The following is a 21,258-nucleotide window of genomic DNA, read 5'->3' as shown; positions in this document are numbered from 1 at the left end:
AAATTTGAACATCTAAATTCCAGTCAGTTAGCTTTGTATTAATAATCGAATTCAGGTTATTAAAAAAACTGATGCTGCATATCCGCTTACTTGAGTTAAAATTTCTTCCATTTTAGTAGTTAAATAGTTGTTACATTTTATGTGTGTTGTAAAACAAAATTAATACTAAAAAAGTAAAAATAATAATAAAAAGGTTTGTATTATTTGTTTGTGTTGGCTATTTAGAATTTTTCAATTGCTCCAAGTCCGAATAATGCAAAATCATATTTAGACGGATCTGTTGGATCTAATGTTCGTAAATAGGTATCTAATTCTAACAAAGCTTTTGCGTCATTTTGTTTACGAGTCAAAATATTTAATTTTCTTGCCATATTTCCAGAATGAACGTCAAGTGGACAAGATAATTGTGAAGGTGAAATTTTTTTCCAAATTCCTAAATCTACTCCACGATTATCATCTCTGACCATCCATCTCAAAAACATATTAAGTCTTTTTGCGGCAGAACCTTTTAGTGGATCAGAAATGTGTTTTTGTGTTCTTAACGGATGTTCAATTTCAAAAAATACCTTTTTAAAATGAGAAATATTTTCCTGTAAATTAAAATTTCCATCGTTATAAAATGCATTTTCCAAACCATTATGATTTTGATAAATATGTTTTAACGAAGTGATGAATTGCTTAAAATCCGTTCCGTTAAACGTTCGATGAACAAAATCATCCAAATCAATTAATTGATCTTCATTGTGATTCATAACAAAATCGTACGGAGAATTTCCTAACAAATCCATCATTTTTTTTGCATTATTGATAATCATTTTACGATTTCCCCATGCAATTGTTGAAGCTAAAAAACCTGAAATTTCAATATCTTCTTTTAAAGAAAAGGAATGTGGAATTTGTAAAGGATCACTTTCTATAAAATTCGGATTATTATAGAAATCGGCCTTTTCATCTAAAAATTCTTTTAATTCAGTTTCTGTCATTAGATTTTATTTATCTCCTTAAACGTTTTTTTCTTGTCTATGAAATATGATTTTACAATGTCTTTTGTATAAAAATAATTGGATTTATTGTTTGAATTATCAATGTTTTTGTATTTTGAAATCATTCCATAATAAGCAAAATGCGAACGAATAATAGCAAAACAATGCATTGGTTTTAATTGTAACATCAATCGAATACCCGAAATTCCATCGTAACATAAACGTTTAAAAATAGTTCCAAATCGACCTTCTTTTGGAAGATTTTTATACAACATCAATAACGAATTTCTGTAATTTAAGAATGTTTTTTTGGGATTTGAAACATCTAAAGTTGCACCGCCTACATGATAAACTGTCGATTTTCCACAATAATAAACATGAATATTTTGATTAAATGCGCGCCAACATAAATCAATTTCTTCTTGATGCGCAAAAAAGTTTTCATCAAATCCGTTTAAATCCTGAAAAACTTGATTTCGAATAAAAAAACATGCACCTGAAGCCCAAAAAATAGGAGTGATGTCATTATATTGATTTTTATCAGTTTCTAAAGAATCAAAAATTCGACCACGACAAAACGGAAAACCTAACGAATCAATAAATCCACCTGCTGCACCAGCATATTCAAATTTTGATTTGTCTTTAAAATCTAAAATTTTTGGCTGAATAATTCCAACTTCAGAATTAGTTTCAAACAAATTAAAGATTGGTTCAAGCCAATTTTCAGTAACTTCAATGTCAGAATTTATCAAACATAAATATTTTTCAGAAACTTGTTTAAGTGATACGTTATATCCTTTTGCATATCCAAAATTATCATTGTTTTTGATGATTTTAACCATTGGATAATTATCATTTACAAATGAAATTGAATCATCTGTTGACGCATTATCCGCTAAATATATAGTTGCATCGGCACTATATTTTACAAGAAACGGTAAAAATTTCTTTAATAAATTTTTACCGTTCCAGTTTAGTATTACAATTGCAAAATCTTTCATTAGAATTTTTTCATTTCCTTTTCAATCTCTTGGTTTGTATATTCTGTTATTTTTTTGTGGAATTCTTCTGAACTGAAATTTTTGTCATTTGTATAGAAAAAGTCCAGAAAGTTTTTTGTGATTATTCCTGTTGTAGTTTTTCCGTATTTCTTAACAAAATTCATGTATTCCTGCTCTGTTAATGGTTCAATTTTTTTTGTATCTATTGAATAAGAGCGTTCATTTTTGTTACCGAATAAATACAATTGAATCAATTCTAAATATTTTCCTTTTGCATCTTCTTTATAAGCTGAATTTGGATTATTCTTGATAAAGTTTTCCCAGATTATCAAACGATTACTAATCTCAGACCAGTCTTCATTTATTAAACCATCTACAACAATTGGTTTTTTACGCTGTAAAGTTGCCAATTTCAAATATTCACGTAAATCTTTTGAAGCCTTATATTTAAACATGTCGTAATAAAAACCTGGACGATATTTTAAATTGTAAGATCCATCGTTATTTTCAATAATCTTAATTTGTAACTTATCGTAAAGTTCCATTTTCTTTTGAATCGAATCTGGAGCAATTTCGTTTTCCCATTTGTTATAAATGCTTAAACTATTGTATTCATTGGTTTCAAGTTCTTTTATTAATGAATTTAAAAGTTTTGAATATTCTAGATATAAATTATCTGCATTTTTACCTTTAGTCTTTTTTAATTTAGTTTTAAGCGTATGTTGCTTTTCATCAATTTGCTTAATAATTTCTTGTGATTTTTTATTTTGTAATTCAAAATTGGGACTGTTAGAAATAGATTCTCCAGAACCTTCATCATTCAATAAATTTCCGTTATTACAAGAAAAAAGTACAAAAGGAACTATTGCTATAATGTGTTTTAATTTCATTTATTTTTGTTTTATGGAATATCATTTAAAAAATGATAAACTTCATTTACATAATCTAATTTACAATAATAATGGTCTAATCCGTTGGTAACCATTAAATAATCGGCATTTAGAACCCCATTATATCTCGCAATTTGATCAAATGTTTGTTGGGAAATCTTAACATTTGGTTCTTTGCATTCGACTAAGATATGAATTGTTCCGTTACTATTATGCAAAACAAGGTCATATCTTTTGTTTTGACCGTTAATTTTAACAATTTTTTCTACATTGATGTACGAGCGAGTGTATTTTTTAACATATAAAAAATAATGCAAAACATGTTGTCTTACCCATTCTTCTGGAGTAAGTAAAAAAAACTTTTTACGAATTTCATCAAATATATAGAGTTTATTTTCACTATTTTTGAATCGAAATTGAAAACTTGGAAAGTTTAACTGTTGCATTATGCAAATATATTTAAACAAAACTTTTAATAAAAATAGGTAAATAAAAAATTACCATTTTGATACTATGGAAGAAGTAAAAAAGATTATAAGTGATATCAAAAAAAAGGAGTTAAAACCAGTCTATTTTTTAATGGGTGATGAACCTTATTATATCGATAGAATTTCTGAATATATTGCTAATAATGTTTTGAATGAAGATGAAAAAAGCTTTAATCAGATGGTTTTGTATGGAAAAGATGTATCCATAAATGAAATCATTTCAAATGCTAGAAGATTCCCTTTAATGGCAGATTATCAGGTTATTATTGTAAAGGAATCTCAGGATTTAGCAAGAACAATTGAACAATTTGATTCTTATTTTTCGAATATTCAGACAACAACAATTTTAGTTTTTTGTTTTAAATACAAAACACTTGATAAACGTAAGAAAGTTTATAAAAATATTGAAAAACATGGAGTGATTTACGAAAGTAAAAAACTAAAAGATTATCAAATTGAAGGTTGGTTAAAAAAAATACTAGCAACCAAAAAATATACAATCGACCCAAAAGCTACTTCAATGTTAGTTGAGTTTTTAGGCACCGATTTAAATCGTATTGCAAACGAGATTGATAAACTGACCATTATTTTACCTGAAGGAACAATGATTTCTCCAGACCATATTGAGGAAAATATTGGTATCAGTAAAGAATTTAATAACTTCGAATTTATCAAGGCTATTGCCGAAAAAAATACATATAAGGCGTATCAAATCGCAAAGTATTTTGCTGATAATACTAAAAATAATCCTTTAGTGGTTACGACTTCTTTGATTTATAATTTCTTTTCAAAATTGTTACAATATCATGGAATAACATACAAAAACAACAATGTGAATCCAAAGGATATTGCTCGTGATATGAAAGTTTCTGAATATTTTTTGAAGGATTATACTATTGGTTCGAAAAATTATAGCATGAAAAAATGTAGTGAAAATGTGAATTTATTACGCGATATGGATGTCAAAAGTAAAGGTGTTGGAGCAAACGCCTTGTCACATCACGATTTGTTAATAGAACTTTTGGGTAAGTTTTTTAATTAATTTTAAACGATATTTGCTAAAATAATTTTGTTATGGGTTTAAATAAAAATAAAATATTAGGTTATGCCTCTTTAATTATGCTTGTAATGGGAATTCTTCTAATATGTTTAGGCGCGTTCAGATATAGAGATATTTCTGGTTACGGTTTTGCAGCTGTTGGAATCGGATTTCTTGCAAATGCTTGGGTTTTCAGCGCATTAAAAGGAAGAGTATAAAAATAAAAATATGATAAACACTGTTGGTTGAAACTAACAGTGTTTTTTATTCTGCAACAAAATCAGAATCTAGAAGTTTTGTTATAATTCCTTTACCAATCAAAACATCACCTTCAAAAAAATCAAAATCTAAACCAACATAAATCTTATTTAATGTAGCGATATTTGTAAAAAGTGTAATTTCCGTTTTTACAATATCACTTGGATAAACTAAATCTTGTTCTGTGAAATTCTTGTTTCCAAAAACGATTTTGTTTTGATATGAAAATAAAAAGCCAGCTCGTGTTCCGTTTAGATAAGGTGTAGATTTTCCTGATTCTTCTTCATTTAAATAGGTCAGTAATGCCGTAAAATGTGGTTTGTTTTCCATTATGTAAATTTATGAACTTATTATTTTGTTTCATTTATAAAATATAATATTTAACAATTATTCGAGATATTATAATATTAATTTTTATATTTATATCTTGTTGATTGTTAGTGTTTAATCGGTGAATTATGAAGAAAGTTGTTTTATTTTTAGGTTTAATTAGTTTTTCAATGCAAGCGCAAACAAAAATGATTGCATTCAAAAGTCATAGTGGAAATGCTGCAGATTTTTCAAATTCTGTTTTTAAAGATATATTTGATGTTAATGATGCTAATTTTGGAGTTGCTCCTGAAAGACGAGTTATCAATTCAAAATTAGATACTGTAATTTTTATTGATGAACATAAAAGTGTTATTGTAACTAGCGAATTTTGTCGTGAATTTCATACAAATGACACCACAGATTGGAAACCTGGAAAAGATACTTTAATCGATAATCCCGTTTTTATCATTTCAAATCTAGATAGCATAAAGTCAAATCTAAAAAAGGATTATTATTTTAGAAATAATATTGACAGCGTTGTTTTCTTAAAATACGATGCTAAAAAGAAAACTTACAAGAATATCACACCAAAAAAGGAAAAATTAAAAACGAAAAAAACTAAAGAAAACAGAAATTCTAATGCAACAATTTTTGGTTTTTTATTGATTTCTGGTGCAGTAGGTTTTTTCGGAATTCGTAAAAAAAAGTAATATGAAATCCTATTTATCTTCTGTTTTAAGAAATTTTATTTTTCTGTTTATAATTTTTTTTTCAGTTGGATTTTTAGGTTCAATACAATTTTCAATTACGAATTTTGTTTTTGGTAGATTCATAACTTTTTTAGCTCATTCAATTTTTCAAAAGCCAATTGCTCGAATTGATTTTTCATCGGATAGTTTATCGATGTTTCTTTTAATTGGTTGTTTGTTTCTTATTTCAATTGTTTTTTCTTTTATCAAGAGTTTTAGAATTAAATCTAAATATTTTGAAAGTCTTTTTAGTTTTTATTTAGCCTTAATTCTTCTCAAATATGGATTTGATAAGGTTTTTAAAGCACAATTTTATCTTCCTGAACCCAACATTCTTTTTACACGTTTTGGTAATTTAGACCGTGATATTTTGTTTTGGAGTACGATGGGAACATCATATTCTTATTCATTAATTTTAGGATTAATCGAAGTTGGAATTGCTATTTTATTACTAATTCCAAGAACCAAAATTGTTGGAGCAATGCTTTCTTGTTTTGTTTTCTTGCAAATTATTACCATAAACTTCTCGTTTGATATTTCAGTAAAACTATTTTCAAGTTTACTTTTCTTGATTAGTTTATATGTTTCAAGATATTTTTGGATTAAAATATGGAAAGTTCTAAAACCAGAAAATGTTGCTAATGTTTCAAATATTTGGCTTAAACGTTTGGGATTAAGTTTGAAAACCTTTTTTGTTTGTTTTGTAGTTTGGAATTGTATTTCTCCTTTTTTAGCACAAAATCAGTTTAATGATGATTTAATACAGCGACCTTTTTTGCATGGTGCTTATAAAACTATATCTGATTCGACTGAAATTGAATATGTTTTTTTTCATCGTAATGAATATTTGATTTTTATGAATAAGAATGAAAAACAAACAGATTTTAAATATTTTATAACTGAAAATCAAATTGTACTCGAAAATTTAAGACATGATAAGATTTATTTAAACTATCAATATTCAGAAAATGATTCTTTACTAATCTTGCAAAATCAGAATTTAAATCTAAAATTAAAATCAATTGATTGGCGAAAATCAAAAGCACTTCAACCATTATTTCATTTAATGATTGAAGATGTTAAGTAATATAAAAATTGAATAGCAAATTTATTAATTATAAGATTTAACAATATTTCAGTCTGTAAATCAAACTTTGTAAGATTTTTTAATTTTAAATTCCATATCTTACTAAAGTAAAATATGGAATTTGTTAGTTTTTTGAATTGAATCTGAAATCATTGTTGTCAAAAAAATTAGCTCATTCTCTAAAGGTAAGACATTATAAATACGTTGTTTTTCAGAAAAAAGATTAAAATAGAACTTTATCATCTTTTCGTAATTCTTCCAAATATTTTTGTTTGTCGTCTCTATAAAATAAATTCATGGTTTCAAACGGAATTAATTTCAAATCTTTATTTACAATGTGAACGCAAGATTTTTTTACTGCTCGAACATCGAAATCATGAGCATCCATAAAATTCATGATAATAATTCGAAATAAATTATCATAATCTAAATTTGGTGCGCAAACTCCAGGTAAACAGCAAAGAAGTTGATCGACTTTTGGTTGAACTTTATCAACAGAAATTCCAGTACTAAAAATATCGATTAATTGCATTTTCAAACCTTCGTCTTGTTCATAAACAATCGTATTTTTTGTTTCGTTATTTAACAAATCTGCCGGATTAATATACCGAGTTAAAGGAATAATTTCATCTTCTAATTTGAGAATATATCCCATCGCCAACGCATCCGGATTACAAGGAACTGGAATGATATCATCGCCATTTAAAATTGGAAATTGATTTAAAATCTCTTGGCGAACTTCTGTCAAAGTGATTTTTTCGTTTGCAGAGTCATCTCGATTTCTACCAGCAATTTCTACCGGTTGAAAAGTAACTCCACGTACACATTTTTGTTTCAATGCAAATTCGATTATTTTACCAATCTCATCCACGTTTTTATCTTGCTGAAGCACAACAACCAAAGTAGTTGAAAGATTTAAATCATTCAATTTCTGTAAAGCTTTCATTCGAATATCTGTCAAATCTTTGCCGCGAAAATCTTCTAAAACTTCTGATTTAAAAGAATCAAACTGAAGATAAATCTCAAATTCTGGTGCATAAGTAGCTAATTTTTCTGCAAAACCAGGATCATTCGCAATTCGAATTCCATTGGTATTCAACATTAAATGTTTGATTGGTTTGGATTTTGCGATATCCATAATTTTAAAAAAATCAGGATGAATGGTAGGTTCTCCGCCACTAATTTGAACGACATCTGGTTCGCCTTCATTTTTTACGATAATATCAAACATAGCTTCGATTTCTTCTAAAGTCCGATGCGAACCATAATGCGGAGAAGACATTGCATAACAAGTTGGACACGATAAATTGCAACGATCTGTAACTTCAACGATTGATAAACAAGAATGTTGCTCATGGTCAACACACAAACCGCAATCATACGGACAGCCATAATTTACTTCTGTTCCAAAATGCAAAGGCATTTCTGAAGCTTTATTGAAATTTCTGATGTTTTTGTAATATGCAACATCAGTAGCTATTTTTGTTTTGAAGAAACCATGTTCGGGACAACGTTTGTTCATGAAAACTTGATCTTCTTCAATTACAATTTTTGCTCCAACTCGCTTCAAACATTCTGGACAAAGACTGATTGTATAATCGTAATATGTATAATTTCTTACAGGCATAAATCTTATAATTTTTTTATAAAAGCGATGAAAACATTATTCCACAAACTAATCCAGAAACTAATAAGCAGATAACATTTGATAAAATAAAAATTAAAATATAATAACTAATTGGTTTATCAATTGATTTCGAACTGTTTATTGCATACATAATTCCAACTCCAATCATTCCAAAAACAATAAAAGCAATAATAAAAATAGATAAAATCATAATTTAATTTTTAAATTTATAAAGCAGCACCACAAACCATTCCTGTAACCATTATTCCAATTAAGCCTGAAACCCAAATTACATTCCAGTAATATTTTGAGCTTTTGTTTATATTATTAGAAGAATTATAAATATAACTTATTACAGAGCAGATGCATCCAAACAAAAATGCGATTCCAATAAAAATCAGGATTAAAAACAATATAAAATTATCACCAAGTCCGCCTTCTATGAAATAAATTTTTAACATAATATATTTGGTTAATGTGATTAAATTTACATAAAAAATCAGAATATTAATACCTTTTGTTTTTAAAATATATTGATTTTCTATTTTTAAAAATCAATATACAATAATATAATATCATAAATAAACAAGTTAACTGAATGGTACTTAAATTGAAGATTATATTTATTTTTGGTTTTATAAAATCAAGGAAGAATCGAAATGTGAAGTAATTCAATATGAAAAATTGAAACAAAAATCCAGAAGGAAATGTCATTTTTTTTGAAATAAAATAATTTACAAACGCAAAAATAATTAGAAAACCAATTTCATAAAGCGTAACTGGATGCCGTAGATAAGCGTCTCCTAAATACATTCCGAAGATGAAATCTGTAGGAATTCCGAAAGTGTTTTCAAAAACTCCTGTCAAGAAACAACCAATTCGTCCGATTATCATTGCTAAAATTAACGGATAAACCATCAAATCGCCGGTACTTTCGTTGTATTTGATGATTTTTTTTGTTAATTCGACTCCAAGAATTCCAAAAGCTAATCCGCCAACAATTGTATTACTTGTCCAAAAATACAAGAATTGATTTTTTACTTCAAAAATAGCTGCAGGATTCTCTAAAGTTCCAATAATTTTTGAACCGATAAGCGCTCCAATCAAAGCACCAATTACAATACTTAATGATTGTGTACTTGATAAATCAGATTTTTTTTTCTTTTTAAGAATTGCATATAATCTCATTGCAAGAAAAATTCCAATCCATTCAAGAATCGGATGAATGAGAACTGAATATCCGAAAAGTGTTACAGTTACAGGGAATTCTATTTGCATTAAATAAGAGTAGATTTATGAATTGTTTTTTGAATTTACGTTTTTAGTAAGCATTAAATTCCGTAACCAATAATTAAGTGATTGTAAATAATTGCGATAGCTACTTTAATTCTCATAATTTTTTTAGTTTATTAAAATATTTATGAAGTGTTTTAAAGTAGATTTTTTTTTACAAACGCTATTTAACCAAAAATTATTCTAATTATTTATCAAGATTAGAAAGTTGCTCTTTTAGTTTTTCCCAAGTAGAATTATTGATGATTTGGATATAATCTGTTTTTGATTTATTTATTTTTTTGAATACAGATTTAGATCTTTCTTTTGAATCTGGGTGTGTACTGAACCAAGTTTCGAATTCTGAATTTGGATCTTCGTCTGCAATTCTATTTAAAAAATCTGCAAACGGAATTGGATTAATATTTGCTTTTTCTAAATAAATAACCGCAGTTAAATCTGCATCTTCTTCATTTTTACGATCAAAAGCAGTTGAAGAAAGTGTATGTACAACATTACCGATTACTTGATTGTTTCCACCAGAAATTGCAGAAATCAAAACGGCAAGTCCGATTTCTTGAGTTATTTTTTCGTTGATATGGTCTAATTCAATATGTGCCAATTCATGAGAAATAACACCAGCTAATTCTTCTTGATTTTTTGCTTCTAAAATCAATTGTGAGTTTAAAACCAAATGTCCATCAGGAAGTGCAAAAGCATTAACTTCATCTGTATTTATGATATGAAGTTTTATTTTATCAGTTTCAATTCCGTTTGCAATTGCAATATGATTTACTAATGAATCAACTGTTTTTAAAATTTCATTTTCTTGAATTTCATTTTCTGAAATAGAGAAATAGTCCCAACTTAAATCTCCTAATTGCTCTTCTGTTTTTGCATTTAACTCATCAATTCTGAAAATATTAACCCAATCGATTTGCGAAAACCCGAACCATAAACCTATGAATAAGCAAATAGTAATTGAAAATTCAAATATTATTTTTTTCATTTTTCGAATTTAAAATTAAGTTAGTTAAACCACCATAAATCCACCATTCAACTTGAATTCCTTTTCTTGTTTCAATTGCAGAATAAATCGTCATAATAAATTCAGTTATATTGAAAATGAATAATACCAAAATGTAAGCGAAGTAAGCATTCGAGAAATTATTAAAATCTATAATAATTGAAATCGTCCACCAGAAAGCAATGTTGTTTACAATTAAAAGAATAAACTGAGAAATCAAAGCTTGTGTGCAATGCCATTTGACAAAATAGGTTGCATTTCTGTTTCCAAAAAAGAAAATTAATGTACAAATTAGATTTACAATTGGAATTGGTAACCCAATTATAATTCCAACCAAAGACATGAGATAGCTGTTAGAAGCTTTTTCTTTTTCATGTTCTGTAGGTTTAATATCCAAATTCTTGATTCTTATCATAGTAGTTTTTTTATATTCCAAATCCAATTTGCTAAGATTAAAACAAGAAGAGGAATGTAAATTATCGGTTTCTGAAGTTTTTTTTCTGAGGTTTTATAAAAATTAAAGAAAGAATCTTTTTTTAAAATTAAGTCCAATAAAATCCAAATCGGAATGATAAACATAATCGTAACAACAATAAAACCAAGTGGATTTATCAGGAAAGCGTCAATAAAATTTCCGTTTAAAATTGAAACAGCTGATCTCGTTGATCCGCAAGAAGGACAAGGAAGAGAAGTTAAATTTTTAAAATAACAAGCGGTAATTCCTGAATTAATATTTGAATTTGAAAAATTTAAGTAAAGCCATACATAACCAAAGATACAAGCTGTAAATAAAAAAAAATACAGCTTGTTTCTATTTCGAATCATAGTCTAGCATGCATCATAAAAGTTTCTAGATTTTTTTCTCTAGTTGCACCCATTATTAAAAATAAATCCACAATAGCCCAAATTCCAAAACCTCCACAAGTTAAAAGTTTTCCGATTCCGATTCCAGTATCTCCGATTAAAAAACGATCAATTCCCCAAGCTCCGGCTAATATAGAAACGATTAACATATTGGTAGGATCTTTAAATTGTATAGAAGATATGTAAATCCATTTAGATTCGTCAATTTCTAATAAAATATTTCTAATATTATATACTTGATGAGATTCGAAAAACTTCGCATTTGTCATCATAAACATATCTACTTTTTGAGCATCCATAACAATTTTTGTTTTTGTATTAATTTAGTCGCTAATATATGGAAAATGTTAATTTTAACAAATGTTTTTTAACATTATGATTGAGGTTTGTAAAAATATTATGTTATACTTTATGATTTCTATTTTTTTTGGTTTGATAAATTCTCTTGTATAAAAAAAATCACTAAGATTAAATTATTCTTAGTGATTAATATTTTTTAAAGTACTGAATTGACCTCTATTGTTTTTAAAATTCAGATTATACAAAATAACCTAAAATGATTCCTAATATAATTGCGATTAGTTTAGCTAAATTGAATTTATGACCTTCGCTACTTTCAAAAATTATTGTTGATGAAATATGGAATAAAATTCCGACAACAATAGCTGATATTTCGGTGTAATAATTATTCAAGAAACTCAATTGTTCAGATGCAATTGTTCCTAAAGGTGTCATCACAGAAAAAAACATCATAAACAGAAAAATACTTTTCTTATTTAGTTCTGCTTGCATAAAAAACGAAGTCAATATAATTGCAATTGGCAAGTGGTGAATTGCAATCCCTAATGCTAAATTATTTTGATGACTTAACGGCATTCCTTCCAAAAGCGCATGCAAACTTAAACTGATAAATAAAGCCCACGGAATCTTTGACATTTTTTCATGAATGTGAACGTGACCATGTTCTGCACCTCGAGAAAAATATTCCAAAACAATCTGAAAAACAATTCCAATCATAATAAACAATCCGATAATTTTCAGAGAACCGTGATTGTGGTTGTGATTGTGACCAGAATGATTGTCAACTTCTGCTACTTGATGCGAATCGTGATTATGCAAATCGTGGCTAAGATTGTGGTCATCGTGCGAATGGTCGTGATGATTATGATTTTCTTGTTTTGCAACAAGTTCCGTTTTTATCTCCTTCTCAATTTCGTGATAATATACTTCAGGTAGCAAATGCGAAACTGTAATCGTTAACAAAAAAGCACCACTAAATGCTAAAAGTAATTTTAGATTCTGTTTGTTTTTAGGTTGAAAAAATATAGCAATTAAATAACCTAAAACAATCGATACAAAAGGTAAAATATAAACTAACATTTTATTTAAAAATCATAATTAAACGATCTGATTCCTCGTTATTGAATTTTTGAAGTTTGTAATTTCCAAAAATATCTAATAAGAAAATCCCTGCTTCATCCATCATTTTTTCAAAATCTTCTAAAGTTAAAGCTCGAACTCGTTCTGTGAAATCAAAGCTTTCTCCATCGTCTTCAAATTTGATGTTTTTGTAAATAAATCCATTTTCAAATTTTCTTGTTATATGAAAATCGATTCCTTCAACTGTTTTTACTTCCGAAGGAACTAAATTCTTTATTACTTTTTCAGCATTCATAAAATCCAAAACAGCTAAACCGTATTCGGTTAAACTCTCTTGAATTGCTTTAAGCGTAGTTAAATTATCTTTTTCGTCAGGGAAATATCCAAAACTTGTGAATAAATTTAAAATCGTGTCAAACTTTTCTTCAAACGGTTGACGCATATCGTGAACAACAAATTTCAACGTATCATTTTCAAATTGTTTTGCATAATTGATACTGTTTTCAGACAAATCTGCGCCGATTACTTTGTGACCTAATTTGTTTAAATAAACCGAATGACGTCCACGACCACAGGCTAAATCTAAAACTTGCGCATCTTCTGGTAAGTTTAAGTACTGATTTAAGTTATCAATGAACAATTGAGCTTCTGCGTGATCTCTATCTTTATATAAAATGTGGTAATAAGGCGTGTCAAACCACGAAGCAAACCACGTTTTTGTTTCTTTTTGCATTGGGCGTTTTATTTTTTTTATAACATACAAAAATAAGCTATTTTTGTAGATATATTGAATTTAAATTTATGATTCCTGAAGGAAGGGAATATCGAGTATGGAAAATTTTAAAATGGTAGCAAAAACATTCTTTGGATTTGAAGAGGTTTTAGCAAAAGAATTAAATCAATTAGGAGCTCAAAATGTAGAACAAGGTGTTCGAATGGTGAGTTTTTATGGTGATAAAGGTTTTATGTATAAAGCAAATTTAGCTTTACGTACAGCTTTAAAGGTTTTAAAACCTATCGCAACTTTCAAAGTTTATAACGATCAAAGTTTATATAAAGGTGTTCAAAGTATTGATTGGGCAAAAGTTTTTAGAGTAAATCAAACGTTTGTAGTTGATGTAACTTTGAATTCAGAACATTTCAATCATTCGTTATTCGTGGCATTAAAAACAAAAGATGCTATTGTTGACCAATTTAGAGATGCGGTTGGAAAACGTCCTGATATTGATAAAGATTATCCGGATGTTCGTATCAATATTCACATTCAAAATGATATTTGTACGGTTTCTTTAGATACTTCTGGAGCTTCATTGCACCATCGTGGTTATCGAACTGCAACGAATTTAGCACCGATTAATGAGGTTTTAGCTGCTGGTATTTTATTAATGTCTGGTTGGGACGGAAATTCTCATTTCTTAGATCCAATGTGTGGTTCTGGAACTTTCTTGGCAGAAGCTGCTATGATTGCTTGTAACATTCCGGCAAACATCAATCGTAAAGAATTTGCTTTCGAGAAATGGAGCGATTGGGACAATGATTTATTTGAAAAAGTAGAAACTTCGTTATTAAACAAAACACGCGAATTTCATTATACCATAAAAGGTTATGATAAAGCTCCATCGGCTGTGATGAAAGCAAAATCAAATATTAAAAATGCAAATCTTGATGATTATATTCAAATTGAAGAAGCAAATTTCTTTGATACAGAAAAAGAAACCGAAGGAACGTTGCACATGGTTTTCAATCCTCCTTACGGCGAACGTTTAGATATTGATTTGGAACGTTTTTATCGTGAAATCGGGGATACGTTAAAGCAGAGTTATCCAGGAACAAATTCTTGGTTTATTACCGGAAACATTGAAGCTCTTAAATTTGTAGGTTTAAAACCATCAAGAAAAATTAAATTGTTTAACGGAAAATTAGAATCACGTTTGGTTAAATACGAAATGTATGCAGGCAGTAAACGTACAAAATTTCAAAAAAACGAAGAATAATGAATAAGAAAACAAAAGTGTTTATTGCACAATTTTTATGTTTTGCGATTTTATTTATAATCGTTAGAATTCCAATTGATTATTTTACGGATTTAACTTCGATTTGGGGATCCTTGATTGGAGCAGTTGTTGCAACTATTTTTGCACCTCAATTTAAAGTTTTTGATACACAGCAAGGTCAAAAAATATATATGCGTTGGATTTTTATAAAAGGCGTAAAAGAATTGAATTGGTAGAAAAACCTAAAAAACATCTTTCATTGAAAGATGTTTTTTTGTTTATGAGTTGAATATATGAAACATAAAAGAACTGGGTATAAATTTTTCACAGAGTAATAAAAAATTGAGTAAATCAAAAGTGTTTTTCGATGAACAGCAATATTCGTTTCTTAAAAGTTTTATACAAAGTACTTTTTCGATATATAAACAGAATATAAAGCTATTTTTAGATGAATATAGTTAACGATTAAAAAGGTCAATGTACAAGAAAGTTAATAATTCAATTTAAACACAAGAATTGTAATTTACCTATGATATTATTTTTAACTATAGTTATATTTACACAAAACATATTAGAGCTTTTTATGTCTGAAAATTTTGAAGCTCTAAACTCAAAATTGTAACTCTTTAACTAATAACACTTTATTTATTAGTGTTTTTTGGGTTGGATTATGATTCGATCAATATTATTTGGATTTGATAAAAAGATTTACTTTAAATGAATATTACTAAGGTTTACATTTTTAGCGGTTTAGGGGCAGATTATCGTGCTTTTAATAATATAGATTTTGGAGATTTACCAATTGAACACATCGCTTGGATTGAAATTGAGAATAACGAAACAATTGAAAGTTATGCCAAGAGAATTTCAGAAAAATTATCGGATGAAAATCCAATTTTAATAGGACTTTCTTTTGGAGGAATTCTTTTAATGGAAATTGCTAAAATTAAACGTTATCAAAAAATAATTCTAATTGCTTCTGCTAAAGATAAATTTGAAATTCCTTTAATATATCGTCTTTTAGGGAAATTAAAATTTAACAGATTAATACCTAAATCAATTCTTAAAAAACCAAATCCAATTTTATTCTGGCTTTTTGGAGCAAAAACAATTGAAGAGAAAAAATTGTTATGCGAAATATTGAAAGATACAGATCCAGATTTTCTAAGTTGGGCTATAAATGAAATATCCAATTGGAAGAATAAAACAATACCCAAAAATGTTGTTCATATACACGGAAATAAGGATAAAATTATTCCATTTAAGAATGTTAAAAGCAATTATATTATTCAAAATGGAGGTCATCTCATGACAATGAATAAAGCTGATGAAATACAAAAATTGATATTAGAATTATGTAGATCTTAAATATAGTTTTTTTTAGAATTGTAATGGAACTTAAATTCAGACTTTTCAACAACTTTTAATCAATAGAAATATATTGTGATTTGTTAATATTTCATTAATCATTTCAACTCTTTTATTTCTGTAAATTTCCATCAACCATAACCAATTTTTTATCAGCCATATTTGCTAATTCTAAATTATGTGTTACGATGACAAATGTTTGATTCATTTCATCTCTTAATTTAAAAAACAATTGATGCAGATTTTCTGCCGATTGAGTATCTAAATTTCCTGAAGGTTCGTCTGCATAAATTACTGCTGGTTTGTTTATCAAAGCTCTTGCAACTGCAACACGTTGTTGTTCACCGCCTGATAATTCAGAAGGAAAATGTTTTTCTCGATGTGAAAGTCCTAAATATTCTAGTAATTTTTTTGCTTCAGATTCTGTTTCCTTTTTATCCTTTCCAGCAATAAACGCAGGAATGCAAACATTTTCTAAAGCTGTAAACTCAGGAAGTAATTGATGAAATTGAAAAATAAAACCCAAATTCAGATTTCTAAATTTAGACAACTCTTTATCATTAAGTTTTAGAATATCAACATTATTAATAATCAAAGAAGCATTTTGATTTGAATTTGGCCTATCCAAAGTTCCTAAAATTTGTAATAATGTAGTTTTTCCTGCTCCAGAAGAACCTACAATCGAAACAATTTCACCTTTGTTTATTTCTAAATCAATTCCTTTTAAAACCTGTAAATCGTTATAAAATTTTTGAATGTTTTGAGCTTTAATCATTTGGTTAATATCAATTTATAAAATGAAAATTTAGTTATCTTAAAAAATAGAACGCCATAAAGTTACGTTAAATTCGAATCAAATCAGCTAATTTAAATGTAATTTTGATCTTTAAATTATATAATCTATTTATTTTGAACTTGTTGATGTACTTTTAAAAAAATGACTTTTTATTCTATTTAAAATTTCGAATTAAATTGGCATTCAATTTGTTTATACAGAAATCATTTAATATAAATTGATATGACAGAAATGGTTGTTAATCCAACAGTTAAATCAAATGTAAAATATGGAAAACTTATTCTTTGTTTGCTTTTAGATTTTGTTGGTTATTTATCCTATGTTGTTCCCTTTTTCGGGGAATTTACCGATGTGATTTGGGCTCCAATATCTGCATTTTTGATTACAAGAATGTTTAAAGGAACAATAGGGAAAGTAGGTGGAGTTTTTGCTTTTATAGAAGAAATAATGCCTGGTTTAGATTTTATACCAACTTTTACAATTACTTGGATCTATTCCAATCTTATAAAAAAAAGTGTCTAGTGTGATGTTAATAAATTCAATTTTTTATTTAGCACGTTTTATGAAAATAAACGTATTCAGTTACACGTTTTAATTTCAAAAATGGGAAGTAAAATGTTTAAATTTCCGTCAACATTAAAATCATCTTCTAAATACAACGGATTTAAAGGTTTTCTACTTGATAATTATCCAATATTTTCAACTCATTTAAAACTTGTTATTCATTCAACAATTCCGGAACTCTTTCTTAAAAGTAATATTCTAAATTTGCTAAGCTATCAATGTTTTGGTAATATTAACTGTGTTTATTTCTTTTTCGATTCTTATTTTTTATTAGTTTTTTCTTCCGTTTTTACATCTTTACAAGCTAATGGTATAAAACTAAAAAATAATAGTGTGTTTTCTCATTTTTAAAATATATTCTTTAATAACTCAGAATTTCTTTTTTATGATTTTCAGTAAGAAACGTTATTTTAGAAGTATCAATTTCTTGGTAAACATTGTCTAAAATTATCCCACATTTACGAATGGTTCCCCACCGATAAACCTCAACAATGATTATTGAATCTTGTTCTGCAGTATTGCAATAACCTGCAGAATAATTATAGTTATTTTCTGAAATGAAAATATTTTTCCGTTTCATTAAACAGTCATCACGTAGATATTTTGTTTTTTCATGACTGATTTGCATTGAAAATATGACTCCATAAAAAAATAAAATTACAAACAGTATCGGTGTTCCAAAAAACAAACTAATTCTATTAAATATTTTTCCTTTCGTAGTTTTATTTGTATCATAAACCGTAACAATCAATAAAGCAATACAATTTAAGAACATTATAATCAGAGAAATCAAGACAAATGTATAATTTTCTACGTCTATGCCTTGATTTACAGGTATAAAAAGATGAATTAAAAAACTTGAAAACATAAATAAAGGAGCAAACCAAACAAAATATCTAATTATCTTAAGGTTGTATTGGTTTTTCATCATTAGTAAATTACTTTTTAATATATAATTAAATCATTATTACTAATATATAATTTATTATGATTAAACACTTTATTATTAGTTGTTTAATGTTGTTTTTTAGAAAGTCATTTTTAATTACAATTCAACTTTCTGAATTTTATATATAATTTGTTCAATCTCGATTTTTAAAATAGAAACATATTTTATTAAAGATTCTTTATCGAAATTTTGAGCTTCTCTTTCTAATTTAAAAAGTTTACCAACCAACGAAATTATTTCCAATTGTTTAAACATCGGAAGCATTTTATGTGAAATATTTTCAATGCTTTTTAAATCATATTCAAATGAAGCACTTTCTAATTGCTCAATATTTTCGAAAGTTTCTTCAATAAATAAATTAATGATGTTTTTAGCTGCTGTTTCATCGTTATCACAAAAAGCGAATATTTTAGTTAAACTAAAATCATCAAAGTCAAAGTTTTTTTGAATTTCGTTTTTAGTTGTTTGATTTACAATGTTGATTTCTAAGATTCGATGTATTTCAAATAATAAATTATCTATTTCTATTGGTTTGTGAATTACAGCATTGAAACCAAGTTTTTGAAATTCTTTTTCATCTAAATCTATTTTTCCTGTAAAAGCAATCACAGGAATGTTTTGATAAGCTGTATTCGAACGGATTTTTTCGATAATTTGATATCCGTTACAATTTGGCATTTGAATATCCGAAACAATCAAATCAAAAGATTCTGTTTGTAAAATCGAATCCAATAGTTCGCCATTATTTAATGTTGAGATTTGTGCAACTTTATCTTTTAGAATTTCAGAAATTAATTGCAATTGCATTGAATCATCATCAATAATTAATATTTTTTTGTGAATCAATTGCTTATCATTATCAAAATAAAGTTTGTTGTTTTCTACAGAATCAATAGTTTTTCTCACTTTTGGTAAGTAAATTGTAAATCGAGTTCCTTTTCCATATTCACTTTCAAATGCAATTCTTCCACCCAAAAGCTCAACTAAACCTTTCGAAATATTTAAACCTAAACCAGTTCCTCCATAAATCTTTTCAATAGCACCATGAGCCTGTTTAAATTCTTTAAATATTTCAGATTGATGTTCTTTTTCAATACCAATTCCAGTATCTTCAATCGTTATTTTAATTTCGTTATTTTCGATAGTTGCATCAACCATTACTTCACCTTGATTCGTGAATTTTATAGCATTTGTGGTAATATTTGTTAAAATTTGCTTGATTCGATACGGGTCAGAATAAAAATAATCATTTAACGATTCATCAATTTTATAGTTTAAGTCAATATTTTTTTGATTTGCAGTATCGGTCAATGGTTCAAACGTACTTTCCATCAATTCAAGAAATTGAAACGTTTGCTTTTTCAAAACGATTTTATTGTATTCTAATTTCGAAAAATCTATCAAATCATTGGATAAGTTGCGAATATATGCCGTTGAATACTTTATATTTTTGATGTATTTTTTTTGAGTTTTTGTTTGTAAAGTATTTTCTAAAAGTTCAGTAAAACCAACTAATGAATTTAAAGGCGAAACAATATCATGTGTAACAGTTGCGAAAAACATTGATTTTTGACGCATTAATTTTTCTAAATCACTATTTAACAGTTCAAGTTCTTTTTTATATCGATGACTACGATTTAAATCTCGAATTACAATAAATCCTAAGATAATTACAAAAAGCAAAGCAACAGCACCAACATAAATAACATCTGTAGTAGTTTTTTCAATTTTCTCTTTAGAAATTCTAATTTTTTCGGTTGAATTGTCAATTACATTTTGTTCAATTTGAGCTAATAAAAGTTTGATTTCTTCCGTAAGATATTTGTTTTCAATAAATAGGCGTTCTTCTTTTTCAATATATTGATTTTGAAGTTTACTTTCTTTTTGAATCGCTTCATTAAAAATTTGTTCAGCTTGATTTGCTAAACTATCGCGTTTCAGTTGATGTTGTTCTTCAATTTTAATTCTATTTTGTATTACTTTTTCAAGATTTCTCTTTTCTTCCTCTTCATCAGTAGAATTAAAGATACGTTGAATTAATGATTTTTTTTCAGATTGAACATTTTCAATATTTACATCTGCATAAGAATCTAATTTCTTTTTTTCATTTCGAAACTTTTCAAAGGCTTGATTGAAATTGTCAGAATTTATATATTTCTTTTTTAGATAAACGATTTCATTGAAATTTTTCTCTTTGTCAGAAAGTAAAATTTGTATAGTATCTATTTTGTGAATAATCAGTTCGTTGTCAATTAAATCTTTGAAATTATTTAATTGTTTTTTTACGCTATCTAGTTGATTTTTATATCGATTGATATCTTTATTTGAAGTAGTAATTAATGCAATTCTACCTATTGATTCTGTTCCGTAAATGGTGTTAATCGTATTTCCGACAGCAAAGATGACATCATTTTCTCGTAGAAGTTCTTCTCGTGGCGAATTGATTTTTTTTATTTCTGTAAGTAAATACCAAATCGAAAATAGTGCAGTTGCACCAAGTAAAATGTAACCAAGTGTGAGTTTTAGTTTTATCGATTTATCGTTATTCATTTGAAATTTTTAAACAGGAAAGTTATAAAAATGAAACGAAATCACATGCAAAAAAAATCT

26 protein-coding genes are annotated in these 21,258 nt (G+C 27.2%); 8 read left to right on the top strand and 18 right to left on the bottom strand.

The window, feature by feature from the left end:
* Positions 1-221: 221 nt before the first annotated feature.
* The 4 genes from EG240_RS12210 to EG240_RS12195 are packed head-to-tail and all read right to left on the bottom strand — an operon-like array spanning position 222 to position 3,320.
* Complete coding sequence (locus EG240_RS12210) at positions 222-983, bottom strand: TIGR02757 family protein (protein WP_125019672.1); 762 nt, start codon at positions 981-983, stop codon at positions 222-224.
* Positions 983-1,984: a glycosyltransferase family 2 protein gene (locus EG240_RS12205; RefSeq protein WP_125019671.1), complete on the bottom strand. Its 1,002-nt coding sequence runs from the start codon at positions 1,982-1,984 to the stop codon at positions 983-985. Before EG240_RS12205 ends, EG240_RS12210 begins: the two co-directional genes overlap by 1 nt.
* Positions 1,984-2,874, bottom strand: coding sequence for a hypothetical protein (locus EG240_RS12200; RefSeq protein WP_125019670.1), 891 nt, complete (start codon positions 2,872-2,874; stop codon positions 1,984-1,986). Before EG240_RS12200 ends, EG240_RS12205 begins: the two co-directional genes overlap by 1 nt.
* 11 nt (positions 2,875-2,885) lie before the next feature.
* Entirely contained in the window at positions 2,886-3,320 is a 435-nt protein-coding gene (locus tag EG240_RS12195; protein WP_125019669.1) for a type I restriction enzyme HsdR N-terminal domain-containing protein, read from the bottom strand.
* A 67-nt stretch (positions 3,321-3,387) separates the two neighbouring features.
* Between EG240_RS12195 and holA the strand changes: the two genes are divergently transcribed.
* Both holA and EG240_RS12185 read left to right on the top strand, forming a co-directional pair.
* A complete protein-coding gene (gene holA, locus EG240_RS12190; protein ID WP_125019668.1) occupies positions 3,388-4,404 on the top strand; it encodes a DNA polymerase III subunit delta in 1,017 nt (338 codons plus the stop codon).
* 32 nt (positions 4,405-4,436) lie between these two features.
* Positions 4,437-4,619: a CAL67264 family membrane protein gene (locus EG240_RS12185; protein ID WP_125019667.1), complete on the top strand. Its 183-nt coding sequence runs from the start codon at positions 4,437-4,439 to the stop codon at positions 4,617-4,619.
* A 46-nt stretch (positions 4,620-4,665) separates the two neighbouring features.
* On the opposite strand, the gene EG240_RS12180 is transcribed toward EG240_RS12185, so the two are convergent.
* On the bottom strand, positions 4,666-4,989 hold the full coding sequence (locus EG240_RS12180) for a hypothetical protein (protein WP_125019666.1): 324 nt from the start codon (positions 4,987-4,989) through the stop codon (positions 4,666-4,668).
* A 128-nt stretch (positions 4,990-5,117) separates the two neighbouring features.
* On the opposite strand from EG240_RS12180, the gene EG240_RS12175 reads away from it, so the two are divergent.
* Together EG240_RS12175 and EG240_RS12170 are read left to right on the top strand one after the other, a co-directional pair.
* Positions 5,118-5,681, top strand: a complete 564-nt coding sequence (locus EG240_RS12175) for an LPXTG cell wall anchor domain-containing protein (protein ID WP_125019665.1) — start codon at positions 5,118-5,120, stop codon at positions 5,679-5,681.
* Position 5,682: 1 nt separating this feature from the next.
* Complete coding sequence (locus EG240_RS12170; RefSeq protein ID WP_125019664.1) at positions 5,683-6,807, top strand: hypothetical protein; 1,125 nt, start codon at positions 5,683-5,685, stop codon at positions 6,805-6,807.
* A 223-nt stretch (positions 6,808-7,030) separates the two neighbouring features.
* On the opposite strand, the gene EG240_RS12165 is transcribed toward EG240_RS12170, so the two are convergent.
* The 10 genes from EG240_RS12165 to EG240_RS12120 all read right to left on the bottom strand — a co-directional run bounded on the left by EG240_RS12165 (position 7,031) and on the right by EG240_RS12120 (position 13,710).
* Positions 7,031-8,434, bottom strand: a complete 1,404-nt coding sequence (locus EG240_RS12165; protein ID WP_125019663.1) for a radical SAM protein — start codon at positions 8,432-8,434, stop codon at positions 7,031-7,033.
* 16 nt (positions 8,435-8,450) lie between these two features.
* Positions 8,451-8,645, bottom strand: a complete 195-nt coding sequence (locus tag EG240_RS12160; RefSeq protein WP_125019662.1) for a hypothetical protein — start codon at positions 8,643-8,645, stop codon at positions 8,451-8,453.
* A gap of 16 nt (positions 8,646-8,661) precedes the next feature.
* Positions 8,662-8,895 (bottom strand): hypothetical protein, encoded by a 234-nt coding sequence (locus EG240_RS12155; protein ID WP_125019661.1) that lies wholly within the window; start codon positions 8,893-8,895, stop codon positions 8,662-8,664.
* 46 nt (positions 8,896-8,941) lie between these two features.
* Entirely contained in the window at positions 8,942-9,712 is a 771-nt protein-coding gene (locus EG240_RS12150) for a prolipoprotein diacylglyceryl transferase (RefSeq protein WP_125019660.1), read from the bottom strand.
* 202 nt (positions 9,713-9,914) lie between these two features.
* The gene (locus tag EG240_RS12145) at positions 9,915-10,715 is read right to left on the bottom strand and encodes a M48 family metallopeptidase (protein ID WP_125019659.1); all 801 of its coding nucleotides are present in this window, start codon (positions 10,713-10,715) and stop codon (positions 9,915-9,917) included.
* Positions 10,696-11,148 carry a DUF4870 domain-containing protein gene (locus tag EG240_RS12140; protein WP_125019658.1) on the bottom strand — a complete coding sequence of 151 codons (453 nt, stop codon included), beginning with the start codon at positions 11,146-11,148 and terminating at the stop codon, positions 10,696-10,698. Before EG240_RS12140 ends, EG240_RS12145 begins: the two co-directional genes overlap by 20 nt.
* The gene (locus EG240_RS17085; protein ID WP_125019657.1) at positions 11,145-11,558 is read right to left on the bottom strand and encodes a DUF2752 domain-containing protein; all 414 of its coding nucleotides are present in this window, start codon (positions 11,556-11,558) and stop codon (positions 11,145-11,147) included. Before EG240_RS17085 ends, EG240_RS12140 begins: the two co-directional genes overlap by 4 nt.
* Complete coding sequence (locus EG240_RS12130) at positions 11,555-11,896, bottom strand: TM2 domain-containing protein (RefSeq protein WP_125019656.1); 342 nt, start codon at positions 11,894-11,896, stop codon at positions 11,555-11,557. The genes EG240_RS17085 and EG240_RS12130 overlap by 4 nt, the downstream gene beginning before the upstream one ends.
* Before the next feature lie 238 nt (positions 11,897-12,134).
* The gene (locus EG240_RS12125) at positions 12,135-12,977 is read right to left on the bottom strand and encodes a ZIP family metal transporter (RefSeq protein WP_125019655.1); all 843 of its coding nucleotides are present in this window, start codon (positions 12,975-12,977) and stop codon (positions 12,135-12,137) included.
* 1 nt (position 12,978) lies between these two features.
* Positions 12,979-13,710: a class I SAM-dependent methyltransferase gene (locus tag EG240_RS12120; protein ID WP_125019654.1), complete on the bottom strand. Its 732-nt coding sequence runs from the start codon at positions 13,708-13,710 to the stop codon at positions 12,979-12,981.
* Between the two features lie 97 nt (positions 13,711-13,807).
* On the opposite strand from EG240_RS12120, the gene EG240_RS12115 reads away from it, so the two are divergent.
* The 3 genes from EG240_RS12115 to EG240_RS12105 all read left to right on the top strand — a co-directional run bounded on the left by EG240_RS12115 (position 13,808) and on the right by EG240_RS12105 (position 16,339).
* Positions 13,808-14,971 (top strand): THUMP domain-containing class I SAM-dependent RNA methyltransferase, encoded by a 1,164-nt coding sequence (locus EG240_RS12115; protein ID WP_125019653.1) that lies wholly within the window; start codon positions 13,808-13,810, stop codon positions 14,969-14,971.
* Positions 14,971-15,207, top strand: coding sequence for a hypothetical protein (locus EG240_RS12110; RefSeq protein ID WP_125019652.1), 237 nt, complete (start codon positions 14,971-14,973; stop codon positions 15,205-15,207). The genes EG240_RS12115 and EG240_RS12110 overlap by 1 nt, the downstream gene beginning before the upstream one ends.
* Before the next feature lie 481 nt (positions 15,208-15,688).
* Positions 15,689-16,339: an alpha/beta hydrolase gene (locus EG240_RS12105; protein WP_235830379.1), complete on the top strand. Its 651-nt coding sequence runs from the start codon at positions 15,689-15,691 to the stop codon at positions 16,337-16,339.
* A 112-nt stretch (positions 16,340-16,451) separates the two neighbouring features.
* Here the strand turns inward: EG240_RS12105 and EG240_RS12100 are convergent, their stop codons facing one another.
* Positions 16,452-17,114 (bottom strand): ABC transporter ATP-binding protein, encoded by a 663-nt coding sequence (locus EG240_RS12100; RefSeq protein ID WP_125019651.1) that lies wholly within the window; start codon positions 17,112-17,114, stop codon positions 16,452-16,454.
* 243 nt (positions 17,115-17,357) lie between these two features.
* Here EG240_RS12100 and EG240_RS12095 point away from each other — a divergent pair, with 243 nt between their 5' ends.
* Entirely contained in the window at positions 17,358-17,657 is a 300-nt protein-coding gene (locus EG240_RS12095) for a hypothetical protein (RefSeq protein WP_235830378.1), read from the top strand.
* A gap of 403 nt (positions 17,658-18,060) precedes the next feature.
* On the opposite strand, the gene EG240_RS12090 is transcribed toward EG240_RS12095, so the two are convergent.
* Positions 18,061-18,630 carry a hypothetical protein gene (locus tag EG240_RS12090; RefSeq protein ID WP_125019650.1) on the bottom strand — a complete coding sequence of 190 codons (570 nt, stop codon included), beginning with the start codon at positions 18,628-18,630 and terminating at the stop codon, positions 18,061-18,063.
* Between the two features lie 114 nt (positions 18,631-18,744).
* Complete coding sequence (locus tag EG240_RS12085) at positions 18,745-21,198, bottom strand: ATP-binding response regulator (protein ID WP_125019649.1); 2,454 nt, start codon at positions 21,196-21,198, stop codon at positions 18,745-18,747.
* Between the last annotated feature and the right edge of the window lie 60 nt (positions 21,199-21,258).

Origin of the sequence: Paenimyroides tangerinum (assembly GCF_003865405.1) — a bacterium.
GTDB lineage: Bacteria > Bacteroidota > Bacteroidia > Flavobacteriales > Flavobacteriaceae > Flavobacterium > Flavobacterium tangerinum.
This window is presented reverse-complemented; position numbering and strand designations above follow the sequence as displayed.

Excerpts from the sequence above, each read along its gene's own strand:
- holA (WP_125019668.1), top strand. The coding sequence starts at position 3,388 with ATGGAAGAAGTAAAAAAGATTATAAGTGATATCAAAAAAAAGGAGTTA.
- EG240_RS12200 (WP_125019670.1), bottom strand. The coding sequence starts at position 2,874 with ATGAAATTAAAACACATTATAGCAATAGTTCCTTTTGTACTTTTTTCT.
- EG240_RS12115 (WP_125019653.1), top strand. The coding sequence starts at position 13,808 with ATGGAAAATTTTAAAATGGTAGCAAAAACATTCTTTGGATTTGAAGAG.
- EG240_RS12105 (WP_235830379.1), top strand. The coding sequence starts at position 15,689 with ATGAATATTACTAAGGTTTACATTTTTAGCGGTTTAGGGGCAGATTAT.
- EG240_RS12120 (WP_125019654.1), bottom strand. The coding sequence starts at position 13,710 with ATGCAAAAAGAAACAAAAACGTGGTTTGCTTCGTGGTTTGACACGCCT.
- EG240_RS12165 (WP_125019663.1), bottom strand. The coding sequence starts at position 8,434 with ATGCCTGTAAGAAATTATACATATTACGATTATACAATCAGTCTTTGT.
- EG240_RS12170 (WP_125019664.1), top strand. The coding sequence starts at position 5,683 with ATGAAATCCTATTTATCTTCTGTTTTAAGAAATTTTATTTTTCTGTTT.
- EG240_RS12100 (WP_125019651.1), bottom strand. The coding sequence starts at position 17,114 with ATGATTAAAGCTCAAAACATTCAAAAATTTTATAACGATTTACAGGTT.
- EG240_RS12140 (WP_125019658.1), bottom strand. The coding sequence starts at position 11,148 with ATGATAAGAATCAAGAATTTGGATATTAAACCTACAGAACATGAAAAA.
- EG240_RS12130 (WP_125019656.1), bottom strand. The coding sequence starts at position 11,896 with ATGGATGCTCAAAAAGTAGATATGTTTATGATGACAAATGCGAAGTTT.
- EG240_RS17085 (WP_125019657.1), bottom strand. The coding sequence starts at position 11,558 with ATGATTCGAAATAGAAACAAGCTGTATTTTTTTTTATTTACAGCTTGT.
- EG240_RS12110 (WP_125019652.1), top strand. The coding sequence starts at position 14,971 with ATGAATAAGAAAACAAAAGTGTTTATTGCACAATTTTTATGTTTTGCG.
- EG240_RS12160 (WP_125019662.1), bottom strand. The coding sequence starts at position 8,645 with ATGATTTTATCTATTTTTATTATTGCTTTTATTGTTTTTGGAATGATT.
- EG240_RS12150 (WP_125019660.1), bottom strand. The coding sequence starts at position 9,712 with ATGCAAATAGAATTCCCTGTAACTGTAACACTTTTCGGATATTCAGTT.
- EG240_RS12090 (WP_125019650.1), bottom strand. The coding sequence starts at position 18,630 with ATGATGAAAAACCAATACAACCTTAAGATAATTAGATATTTTGTTTGG.
- EG240_RS12205 (WP_125019671.1), bottom strand. The coding sequence starts at position 1,984 with ATGAAAGATTTTGCAATTGTAATACTAAACTGGAACGGTAAAAATTTA.
- EG240_RS12095 (WP_235830378.1), top strand. The coding sequence starts at position 17,358 with ATGACAGAAATGGTTGTTAATCCAACAGTTAAATCAAATGTAAAATAT.
- EG240_RS12085 (WP_125019649.1), bottom strand. The coding sequence starts at position 21,198 with ATGAATAACGATAAATCGATAAAACTAAAACTCACACTTGGTTACATT.
- EG240_RS12145 (WP_125019659.1), bottom strand. The coding sequence starts at position 10,715 with ATGAAAAAAATAATATTTGAATTTTCAATTACTATTTGCTTATTCATA.
- EG240_RS12175 (WP_125019665.1), top strand. The coding sequence starts at position 5,118 with ATGAAGAAAGTTGTTTTATTTTTAGGTTTAATTAGTTTTTCAATGCAA.
- EG240_RS12180 (WP_125019666.1), bottom strand. The coding sequence starts at position 4,989 with ATGGAAAACAAACCACATTTTACGGCATTACTGACCTATTTAAATGAA.
- EG240_RS12210 (WP_125019672.1), bottom strand. The coding sequence starts at position 983 with ATGACAGAAACTGAATTAAAAGAATTTTTAGATGAAAAGGCCGATTTC.
- EG240_RS12155 (WP_125019661.1), bottom strand. The coding sequence starts at position 8,895 with ATGTTAAAAATTTATTTCATAGAAGGCGGACTTGGTGATAATTTTATA.
- EG240_RS12195 (WP_125019669.1), bottom strand. The coding sequence starts at position 3,320 with ATGCAACAGTTAAACTTTCCAAGTTTTCAATTTCGATTCAAAAATAGT.
- EG240_RS12185 (WP_125019667.1), top strand. The coding sequence starts at position 4,437 with ATGGGTTTAAATAAAAATAAAATATTAGGTTATGCCTCTTTAATTATG.
- EG240_RS12125 (WP_125019655.1), bottom strand. The coding sequence starts at position 12,977 with ATGTTAGTTTATATTTTACCTTTTGTATCGATTGTTTTAGGTTATTTA.